The sequence below is a fragment of the Hansschlegelia zhihuaiae genome (assembly GCF_004103825.1).
In the GTDB taxonomy this organism is placed as follows: Bacteria; Pseudomonadota; Alphaproteobacteria; order Rhizobiales; family Methylopilaceae; genus Methylopila; species Methylopila zhihuaiae.
Genome location: NZ_RYFI01000014.1, coordinates 18326 through 27921 on the forward strand (window position 1 = coordinate 18326; position 9596 = coordinate 27921).

Annotated in this window: 10 protein-coding genes; 5 read left to right on the plus strand and 5 right to left on the minus strand. The window is 68.9% G+C overall.

All coding sequences use genetic code 11. The features are described from left to right. On the minus strand, positions 1–1041 hold a 1041-nt coding region (locus EK403_RS14420; protein ID WP_128778305.1), incomplete at its 3' end, for an ATP-binding cassette domain-containing protein. Between the two features lie 421 nt (positions 1042–1462). Between EK403_RS14420 and EK403_RS14425 the strand changes: the two genes are divergently transcribed. Both EK403_RS14425 and ade read left to right on the plus strand, forming a co-directional pair. Continuing rightward, positions 1463–2623 carry an aminotransferase gene (locus EK403_RS14425; protein WP_128778181.1) on the plus strand — a complete coding sequence of 387 codons (1161 nt, stop codon included), beginning with the start codon at positions 1463–1465 and terminating at the stop codon, positions 2621–2623. A gap of 80 nt (positions 2624–2703) precedes the next feature. Further along, positions 2704–4422 (plus strand): adenine deaminase, encoded by a 1719-nt coding sequence (gene ade, locus EK403_RS14430; protein ID WP_128778182.1) that lies wholly within the window; start codon positions 2704–2706, stop codon positions 4420–4422. A gap of 141 nt (positions 4423–4563) precedes the next feature. Here ade and thrS read toward each other — a convergent pair whose 3' ends face one another. From thrS to EK403_RS14445, 4 genes are all read right to left on the minus strand, one after another. Beyond that, positions 4564–6543 (minus strand): threonine--tRNA ligase, encoded by a 1980-nt coding sequence (gene thrS / locus EK403_RS14435; protein ID WP_128778183.1) that lies wholly within the window; start codon positions 6541–6543, stop codon positions 4564–4566. A gap of 69 nt (positions 6544–6612) precedes the next feature. Further along, on the minus strand, positions 6613–6924 hold the full coding sequence (gene yidD / locus EK403_RS23270; protein WP_280986688.1) for a membrane protein insertion efficiency factor YidD: 312 nt from the start codon (positions 6922–6924) through the stop codon (positions 6613–6615). Then, positions 6921–7058, minus strand: a complete 138-nt coding sequence (locus EK403_RS23275) for a hypothetical protein (protein WP_245479711.1) — start codon at positions 7056–7058, stop codon at positions 6921–6923. The genes yidD and EK403_RS23275 overlap by 4 nt, the downstream gene beginning before the upstream one ends. A gap of 32 nt (positions 7059–7090) precedes the next feature. Then, on the minus strand, positions 7091–7528 hold the full coding sequence (locus tag EK403_RS14445; RefSeq protein WP_128778185.1) for an iron-sulfur cluster assembly scaffold protein: 438 nt from the start codon (positions 7526–7528) through the stop codon (positions 7091–7093). Positions 7529–7720: 192 nt separating this feature from the next. Between EK403_RS14445 and folE the strand changes: the two genes are divergently transcribed. From folE to EK403_RS23280, 3 genes are all read left to right on the plus strand, one after another. Further along, on the plus strand, positions 7721–8371 hold the full coding sequence (gene folE, locus EK403_RS14450; RefSeq protein ID WP_128778186.1) for a GTP cyclohydrolase I FolE: 651 nt from the start codon (positions 7721–7723) through the stop codon (positions 8369–8371). Positions 8372–8514: 143 nt separating this feature from the next. Further along, positions 8515–8976: a phosphoribosyl-AMP cyclohydrolase gene (hisI, locus tag EK403_RS14455; RefSeq protein WP_128778187.1), complete on the plus strand. Its 462-nt coding sequence runs from the start codon at positions 8515–8517 to the stop codon at positions 8974–8976. A 77-nt stretch (positions 8977–9053) separates the two neighbouring features. Further along, positions 9054–9596, plus strand: a 543-nt coding sequence (locus EK403_RS23280) for a patatin-like phospholipase family protein (RefSeq protein ID WP_245479712.1), incomplete at its 3' end; no start/stop codon positions are given.

Below are 9596 nucleotides of genomic sequence, written 5' to 3' on the forward strand. Positions count from 1 at the left end.
GGCGTCCTCGAGCCGCTCGACGGCCGCGGTGAAGTAAGGCTCGTCCGAGGGCGCGGCGATGATCAGCACGCCATAGGGCTCGCCCCCAGCCGCGCCGAGCGACCCCGCCAGGATGCCGAAATCGAAGCCGAGCTCGCGCGCGACGCTGGTCAGCACCGGCCGCGTCGCGGCCGGGCCGTCGAAGGCGAGCCGGATCAGCGCCCGTCCGCCCGGCACCGGGTCTTCGCCGACCTGCCGCGCTATGAAAGGCGGCAGGGTCGCGCCGGTCGCGGCGGCCGCGAAGCGCTGGCTCACGGGGTGGGCGGGGCGGGCGAACACGCGGGCGGTCGGCCCTTCGTCGACGATGCGGCCTTGGTCCAGCACCACGACGCGCGGCGCGAGCGCGGTCACGGCCGTCATGTCGTGGGTCACGAGCAGCATCGCGAGCTTGGTCTCCTCGTTCACGCGCGACAGCGCGGCGAGGAAGGTCGCGGTCATCTCCGGGTCGAGCGCGGAAGTCGCTTCGTCGAGCACCAGCAGGCGCGGGTCGCTCGCAAGCGCGCGGCCCAGCGCCGCCCGCCGGCGGCCGCCGTCCGAGAGTTCGCCGGCCGGCCGGTCGGCGTCCTCGCCGAGGTCGAGAAGGTCGATCAGCCGGTCGACCGCCGCCTGCGTCTCGTCCGAGGTCTGCGCCGCGGGGTCGTGGCGCTCGGCGAGAATCTCGCGCACCGTGAGGTGGGCGGGCAGGTCGGGATCGGCGTCGAGGGTCGCGATGCCGCGCCGGACGCGCGCGCCGGCCGTCTCGAAATCCGCGCCGGCGAACAGCACGTGCCCCGCGCTCGGCCTTTCGAGGCCGGCGGCGAGCAGCGCGGTGGTCGACTTGCCGGAGCCTGCGAAACCCACGACCGCGAGGATTTCGCCCTCGCCGAGTTCGAGCGTGACGTCCTCGAGCGCCACGCGGCCCGCGCCGTCGCGCGTCGGGAAGGACTTGTGGACGTGATCGAAGCTGAGAAGGGAGCGGGCGGACAAGGCGGCGGGACGGGCGGCGTGCAGGGGAGCGTTCAAGGCGGCCTCCGAAATGCTGGCCTGAATGCGGGACTGACGAACGAAACGCTTAGGCCGGCGGTGCGAACGCGCCGCGACGGCGGAGGGGCTTCAACAGCCCGTTGGTTTCGATACGCTCGCCATGACGCGACTCCCGAATGCTGCGGCGGACGCCCGCGCGTGACCTCTTCGGATCTTGGTTGTTCTTCGGCGGAGCTCAGGAACCACTCTTTGTGACGCCTGACCTCAAGCGAGCATCGTTCGGAGTAGCGAACATGTCAAGACTTGGTTCGATTGGTTTATGCGATCGAACCCATGATCAAAATGGATGATAAGTTGGCGATAAGAGCGGCATACCTCGAATTTGTCCAAATCTTCGCTTTTGCAACGCAATCCTTCGCCGACGCGAAAGCAGGTCGATTCGTTCTATAAAGCGAACGGAATGCCCAGAGCCTCACACAATCCGATCCTCGCCGGGCTGCCCGTCACCGTGTTCGAGCGAATGTCCGCGCTCGCGCGCGAGACGGGCGCGATCAATCTGGGACAGGGTTTTCCCGACGATCCGGGGCCGCTCGCCGTTCGAAAAAAGGCCGCGGAGGCCGTGCTGGAGGGTTCGAACCAGTATCCGCCGATGCTCGGGCTTGCCGAACTCCGCCGCGCGATCGTCGAGCACTACGCCCGCTGGCAGGGCGTCTCTCTCGACGCGGAGCGCGAGGTGATGGTCACGTCCGGCGCGACCGAGGCGATCGCGGCGTCGCTGTTCGGGCTGATCGAGCCCGGCGACGAGGTCGTGCTGTTCCAGCCGATCTACGACGCCTATCTGCCGTTGGTGCGCCGGGCCGGCGGCGTCCCGCGCTTCGTGACGCTGCGCCCGCCGGACTGGCGGCTCGACGAGGCCGCGATCCGCGCCGCGCTGTCGCCGCGCACCAAGGCCGTGCTGTTCAACAATCCGCTCAACCCGACCGGCACGGTGTTCAGCCGTGAGGACCTCGAGACCTTGGCCCGCGCGCTCGCCGACAGCGACGCTGTCCTGATCGCGGACGAGGTCTGGGAGCACGTCACCTTCGACGGCGGCGCCCATGTCTCGGCGCTCGGCGTCGAAGGGCTCGCCGACCGGGCGGTGAAGATCGGCTCCGCCGGCAAGATCTTCTCGATGACCGGCTGGAAGGTCGGATTCGTGTGCGCTCCGCCCGACATCCTGTCGACGCTCGCCCGCGCCCACCAGTTCCTGACCTTCACGACACCGCCAAACCTGCAGAGCGCCGTCGCCTTCGGCCTCGCCCAGGAGGACGAATGGATCATGGACATGCGTGCGAGGCTCGAGGCGAAGCGCGACCGCTTCTCGGCCGGCCTGACGGCCGTGGGCTTCGCGCCGCTGCCGAGCGCCGGCACCTATTTCGTGAACGTCGACCTCTCGGCTCTTGGCGTCGCGGACGACGCGGCGTTCTGCGAGCGTCTCGTGCGAGAGGCGGGCGTCGCTTCGATCCCGGTCTCGACCTTCTATGCAGAGGACGCCGTCACGACCGTCGCGCGGTTCTGCTTCGCCAAGGAGGATGCGACGCTCGACGAGGCGGTGCGGCGGTTGGAAGCCCTCCGGCTGTGACGGAACGTCGTCGTGCGCCTTGACCTTATGGGCCTGCCGACGAAGATCGCAGGGCATCGAACGCCGGGAGCGACTTCGCCATGAGCCATGAGCCCGACGGGCCCGAAGCCATCATCTCCCGCCGGATCGAGCAGGGCAGGGGCCTCGAGATCGCCGATCTGGTGATCAAGGGCGCCAAGGTCCTGGACGTCGTCACCGCGACCCTGTTCGAGAGCGACGTCGCGATCTGCGGCGACGTGATCGTCGGGACCTTCGGGACCTATGAGGGCGTGCAGACCATCGACGGGCGCGGTCTCACCGTCGTGCCGGGCTTCGTCGACGCCCATCTCCACATCGAGTCCTCGATGCTGACGCCGCTCGAGTTCGAGCGCTGCGTGCTGCCGCACGGCGTCACCACCGCGATCTGGGATCCGCACGAGATCGCCAATGTGCTCGGGACCGAGGGCATCGACTATGCGCTGAAGTCCGCCGAGGCCGCGGTGATGGACATCCGCGTGAACCTGTCGTCCTGCGTGCCGGCCTCGCCGCTCGAGACCTCCGGCGCCCGTCTCGAGATCGACGACCTCAGGCCCTATCGCGGCCACCCGAAGGTCATCGGCCTCGCGGAGTTCATGAACTTCCCCGGCGTGCTGGCCCGCGACCCGGGATGCCTCGCCAAGCTCGCGGCCTTCGCGGACGGCCATATCGACGGCCATGCGCCGCTGGTCCGCGGCAAGGACCTCAACGGCTATCTGGCGGCCGGCATCCGCACCGACCACGAGGCGAACAATTACGACGAGGCCTTCGAGAAGCTCCGCAAGGGCATGAGCGTGCTGATCCGCGAAAGCTCGATCGCCAAGGACCTGCACGCGCTCTGGCCGCTGATCAAACCCGAGACCTCGGCCTTCATCGGCTTCTGCAGCGACGACCGCAACCCGGTCGAGATCGCGGTCGAGGGCCATATCGACCACATGATCCGCTGGACGATCGCGCAAGGGGTCGATCCTGCGCATGTCTACCGGGTGGCGAGCTATGGCGGCGCGACCGCGTTCGGCCTGCGCGACCGCGGCCTGGTCGCGCCGGGCAAGCGCGCCGACCTCGCCCTGCTCTCCGACTACGAAGGCTGCCGGGTGGAGCAGGTGATCGCCGCCGGCCGGCTGATCACCCCGGAGCTGATGCAGACGCGCGCCGTCATCCGGCCGGTCGGGATGGACAGCATGAAGGCGGAGCCCGTCGAGGCGGGCGACCTTCTCACACGCGTGCCGGGCGGAAAGCGGCCGGTGATCGGCGTCGTCCCCGGCAAAATCGTGACGGAGCGCCTTGAGCTAGACCTCGCCGCTTCCGGCGGATACGTCGCCGCCGACGTCGCGCAGGACGCTCTGGCCGTCGCGGTCGTCGCGCGCCACGGCGTCAACCGCAACATCGGCCGCGGCTTCGTGAGGGGCTTTGGATTGCGCGAAGGCGCGATCGCGTCCTCGGTCGGCCATGACAGCCACAACATCTGCGTCGTGGGCGCCGACGCGGCCGACATGGCGGCGGCGGTCAACCGCGTGATCGAGCTCGGCGGCGGCTTCGTGGTGACGGCCGGCGGCCAGGTGCGGGCCGAGCTCGGCCTGCCGCTCGCCGGCCTTATGAGCCTCGAGACCCACGAGGCGGTGCGCGACCATCTCGTCGCCCTGCGGACAGCCGCGAAAGACTTGGGCTGCGTGCTGTCGGAACCCTTCCTGCAGGTCGCCTTCCTGCCGCTCGCGGTGATCCCGCACCTCAAGATCACGGATTTCGGGATGGTGGACGTGGACCTGTTCGAGGTGGTGGGCTGAGGTCAGGACGTCGACCTCGCCGTCATGCCCGCGCTTTCGCGCGGGTATCCACGACTTGGAACGTCGAGCGCGACGATCGAAGTCGTGGATACCCGGCTTCGCCGGGTATGACAGCGGTGGTTCCGAGGCAGACGGTCAGCCTCACTCCGCCGCGATGGCCGAGCCGTCCTCTCTCCCCCGCTCCCGCTTGACGTCGGGCGGGGTCGCTTCGTCTGCGAGCGCCGCCACGCAGTCGGCGAGCGACATGCCGGTCTGGCCCTGACTGCCGAGGCGGCGCACCGAGACGCCGCGCTCCTCGGCCTCGCGCCTGCCGACCACGACGAGCGCCGGGACTTTGGCCATGGAGTGCTCGCGGACCTTGTAGTTGATCTTCTCATTGCGGAGATCGAGCTCGACCCGAAGCCCGGCCTTGCGGAGCTCGGCCGCGACCTCCGCCGCGTAGTCGTCGGCCTCCGAGGTGATGGTCGTGACCACCGCCTGCACAGGCGCGAGCCACAGCGGGAAATGGCCCGCGTAATGCTCGATCAGGATGCCGGTGAAGCGCTCGAGCGAGCCGAAGATCGCGCGATGGATCATCACCGGATGGTGCTTCTCGCCGTCCGCGCCGATGTAGAAGGCGCCGAAGCGCTCCGGCAGGTTGAAGTCGACCTGGATGGTGCCGCACTGCCAGTCGCGGCCGATCGCGTCGCGCAGCACATATTCGAACTTCGGCCCGTAGAACGCGCCCTCGCCGGGGTTGACCGCCGTCGTCACGCGGTTGCCGTAGCGCGCCGAGATCTCCTTGAGCGCGTCGCCCATCACCTGCTCGGCGCGGTCCCACAGCGCGTCGGAGCCGACGCGCTTCTCGGGCCGCGTCGAGAGCTTCAGCATGATCCGGTCGAAGCCGAAATCGGCGTACATGTCGAGGATCAGCTCGTTCAGCGCGAGCGTCTCGGCCATGAACTGCTCGTCGGTGCAGAAGATGTGCGCGTCGTCCTGGGTGAAGGCGCGCACCCGCATCATGCCGTGCAGCGCGCCGGACGGCTCGTAGCGGTGCACGATGCCGAATTCGCCCATGCGGATCGGCAGTTCGCGGTAGCTCCTGAGACCGTGCTTGAAGATCTGCACATGGCCCGGGCAGTTCATCGGCTTGATCGCGAAGACGCGCTCGTCCTCGGTCTCGGTGACGAACATGTTCTCGCGGTACCAGTCCCAGTGGCCGGAGGTCTGCCACAGCGAGTGGTCGAGGATCTGGGGCGTGTTGACCTCGACGAAGCCGACCTTGTTCACCTTGCGGCGCGAATAGGCGATCAGCGTCTGGAACAGCGTCCAGCCCTTCGGGTGCCAGAACACGGCGCCGGGACCTTCCTCCTGGAAATGGAAGAGGTCCATCTCGCGGCCGAGCCGCCGGTGGTCGCGTTTCTCGGCCTCCTCCAGCATGTGGAGATAGCCGTCGAGCGCTTCGCGGTTCGGGAACGCAGTCCCGTAGATGCGCTGGAGCATCGGGTTGTTGGAATCCCCGCGCCAATAGGCGCCCGCCACCTTCATCAGCTTGAAGGCGTCGCCGACCTTGCCCGTCGAGGTCATGTGGGGACCGCGGCAGAGGTCCATCCACTCTCCCTGGGCATACATCTTTAGCGCCTGGTCCGGCGGGATCGCGTCGACCAGCTCGACCTTGAAGGTCTCGCCCTTGGCCGCGAACCAGTCCTTGGCGCGGTCGCGGCTCCAGACGTCCTTGGTGAACGGCCGGTCGCGCGCGATGATCTTGCGCATCTCGGCTTCGATCGCCGACAGGTCCTCGGTCGAGAACGGCTCGTCGCGGGCGAAGTCGTAATAGAAGCCGTTCTCGATCACCGGCCCGATCGTGACCTGCGTCTCGGGCCACAGCGTCTGCACGGCCTCGGCCAGCACATGGGCGCAGTCGTGCCGGATGAGCTCGAGCGCCCGCGGGTCGTTTCGGTCGAGGAACTCGATCCGGACGTCGCGCTCGATCGGGTCCGCGAGGTCGACCACGACGCCGTCGAGCGCCATGGCGACGGTGCGCTTCAGCAGGGATTTCGAGATTTCGCCGGCGATTTCGGCGCCGGTCACGCCGGCGTCGTAGGATTTCTGGGCGCCGTCGGGGAAGGTGACGAGGGGCATGGTGTCTCTCCGCTCACTCTCTGCCTACGAATGCAGGTAAGCGCGTTTCAAGGGTCAGTTCGGAGCGTCTCAGCGCTCCACAACGTGCTCGCAGACCGGCGATTTCGCCTGCCTTGCGTAGCGCCACGGCCTAGACCACGTCGCGCCGGAAGGCAATTCACGTGGAACCGGATCGAACCCGTCGCCGCCGCAGGGATGGCACCGGCAGACCCGCGACGCCGCCATCCAGCCGCCGGCCCAGGCGCCGTGGCGGGCGATCGCCTCGTCGGCGTATTCCGAGCAGCTCGGCAGGTACCGGCAGGTCCGGCCCATGAACATCGAGAGCGAATAGCGATAGGCGAGGATCGGCGCCCGAAGCGCGAGCCGCGGCAGCCCGCTCAGAACAGAAAGTCGCCCGCGAGCGCCACGATCGCCACGAACAGGAAGATCGCCGGCAGCAGCACCCAGCCGATCCGCGTCACGATGGCGAGCCGCCGCTGCTTCTCTTCCGGCGGCAGCTCCGGGCCGAACGTCATGGCTCCCCCTCTCCATCCCGGTCCCGGACGGCTCAGGCCGCCCGCTTCTTCTCGATCTGGTCGAGCGCGTCCACCACCGCGTCGAAGGTCAGCATCGTCGAGGCGTGGCGGGCCTTGTAGTCGCGCACCGGCTCCAGGACCTTGAGATCCTCCCAGACGCCCTCCGGCGCCGGGCCGTTGTCCTTCAGCATGGCGCGCATGCGCTCGCGCACCTCGCGCAGCTCCTCGGCGGTGCGGCCGACGACGGTGCGGGCCATCACCGAGGACGAGGCCTGGCCGAGCGCGCAGGCCCGCACCTCATGGGCGAAGTCCGTCACCTTCTCGCCGTCGAAGGCGAGGTCGACCGTCACGGTCGAGCCGCAGAGCCTGGACTGCGCGGTCGCGGTCGCGTCCGGCGCGTCGAGCCGGCCGATCCGCGGGATCGAAGCGGCGAGCTCCAGGATGCGGCGGTTGTAGATGTCGTCGATCATCGGGCCCGAATCGTCTCCGCCTCAGCCGGGACGCGCAACGTCGCATTGGCGGCCGCGCGCGCTTTGCCTATATATGACCTCGCGATGCGCCTCGCCATGTCCCGCCCGGAAAGCCGCCTCGCTTCCGGACCCGGTGATCGGGGTTCAGTCGTCGCGCGTATCGGAGCTAGCGCTCCGCCCAAGAGGTTCTTCATGGACGCTGTCGTTCAGCACCCCCGGGCCCGTGTACCGATCCCGGCGCCCAAGACGATCGCGGGAGTTCCGCGGCCGACCCGAGAGCAGGCCGAAGCGGCCGTGCGCACGCTCATCGCATGGGCGGGCGACGACCCCGCGCGCGAAGGCCTGATCGACACGCCGAAGCGTGTCGTGAAGGCCTATGCCGAGCTGTTCTCGGGCTACGGCAAGAGCGCGGCCGAGCATCTCGAGCGCGTGTTCGAGGACGTGCAGGGCTATGGCGACATGGTCGTGCTGCGCGACATTCCCTACCACTCGCATTGCGAGCACCACATGGTGCCCTTCGTCGGCAAGGCGCATGTCGCCTACTACCCTTCGAACGGGGTCGTCGGGCTGTCGAAGATCGCGCGGGTGGTCGACGTCTTCGCCAAGCGCCTGCAGACCCAGGAGGCGCTGACCTCGCAGATCGCCGAGGCGATCGACGAGCACCTCAAGCCGCGCGGCGTCGCCGTGATGCTCGAGGGCGAGCACATGTGCATGTCGATGCGCGGCATCCAGAAGGAGGGCGTGTCGACCGTGACCACGCAGTTCTCCGGCGTGTTCCGCGACGACGCCTCCGAGCAGGTGCGCTTCATCACCCTCGTCCGCGCCGGCCAGCGAACGGGCTGAGCCTTTCCTTCTTCCGCTCGCGGGAGAAGGTGGTCGAGGCGAAGCCGAGACCGGATGAAGGCCCGCGGCGGCGCGCTTTCAGACGGGCCCTCACCCTTACCCTCCTCCCGCACGCGGGAGAGGGGGCTTTGGACCCATGCGCCATGCCTTCTGAGACGACCGCTCCCTTCGCCGCCCGCGGCTCCCATGACGAAATCGAGGAAGGCCTCGGCTTCGCGCCTAAATTCGACCGCGACGGCCTGATCGGCGCGATCGTGACGGACGCAGCGGGCGGCGTGCTGATGTTCGCGCATATGAACGCCGAGGCGCTCAAGGCCACGATCGAGACCGGGGTCGCGCATTTCTGGTCGCGCTCGCGGCGGGCGCTGTGGCGCAAGGGCGAGACCTCTGGCCACGAGATGACCGTCGAGGAGCTCCGGGTCGACTGCGACCAGGACGCGCTCTGGCTGAAGGTCCGCGTCGCGGGCACCGGCGCGGCCTGCCACACCGGCCGCAAATCCTGCTTCTACCGCGCCGTTGCGACGGGCGAGGGGGCTCTCGGCCAGCCGCTCTCCCTGGTCGACGACGAGCGTCTGTTCGATCCGGCCAAGACCTACGGCGCCTGAGACGTTCAACGGGCGTTCACGCCGCCGCCGCATGATCGGCCGAGACTCGAAGCCGAACCGGATCGCGCCCAAGCCACGTGTTTTCGAACCTCACCCAGTTGATTTCCAGGCCCGGCTCGATCGCCGAGACCCGCGACGCCGACGCCACGGAGCCCGTCAAGGGCGCGCGGCCGACGCTCGCCCTTGCGCTTGGCGGCGGCATCGCGCGCGGCTGGGCGCATATCGGCGTGCTGAAGACGCTGGAGGCCGCTGGGCTGAAGCCCGACATCGTCGTCGGCACCTCGGTCGGCGCGGTGGTCGGCGGCTGCTGGGCGGCGGGCAAGCTGCCCGAACTCGAGGAGTGGACGCGCTCGCTCACCAAGCGGCGGATGTTCGGGCTGCTCGACGTCAGCCTCGCGGGGGCCGGGCTGATCGCGGGCGGCCGGCTCAAGGCCCAGCTCGACGCCAATCTCGGCGAGGTCGCGATCGAGGAGCTCGGCACGCGCTTCGCCGCGATCGCGACCGAGTTCAACACCGGGCACGAGGTCTGGCTCGGCCGCGGCCGCCTCGTCGAGGCGCTGCGGGCGTCCTACGCGCTGCCCGGCATCTTCGAGCCGATCCGGATCGGCGGGCGCCGGCTG

Coding starts and splice junctions, on each gene's coding strand:
- EK403_RS14425 (WP_128778181.1), top strand. CDS start 1,463: ATGCCCAGAGCCTCACACAATCCGATCCTCGCCGGGCTGCCCGTCACC.
- ade (WP_128778182.1), top strand. CDS start 2,704: ATGAGCCATGAGCCCGACGGGCCCGAAGCCATCATCTCCCGCCGGATC.
- thrS (WP_128778183.1), bottom strand. CDS start 6,543: ATGCCCCTCGTCACCTTCCCCGACGGCGCCCAGAAATCCTACGACGCC.
- EK403_RS23275 (WP_245479711.1), bottom strand. CDS start 7,058: ATGACGTTCGGCCCGGAGCTGCCGCCGGAAGAGAAGCAGCGGCGGCTC.
- EK403_RS14445 (WP_128778185.1), bottom strand. CDS start 7,528: ATGATCGACGACATCTACAACCGCCGCATCCTGGAGCTCGCCGCTTCG.
- folE (WP_128778186.1), top strand. CDS start 7,721: ATGGACGCTGTCGTTCAGCACCCCCGGGCCCGTGTACCGATCCCGGCG.
- hisI (WP_128778187.1), top strand. CDS start 8,515: ATGCCTTCTGAGACGACCGCTCCCTTCGCCGCCCGCGGCTCCCATGAC.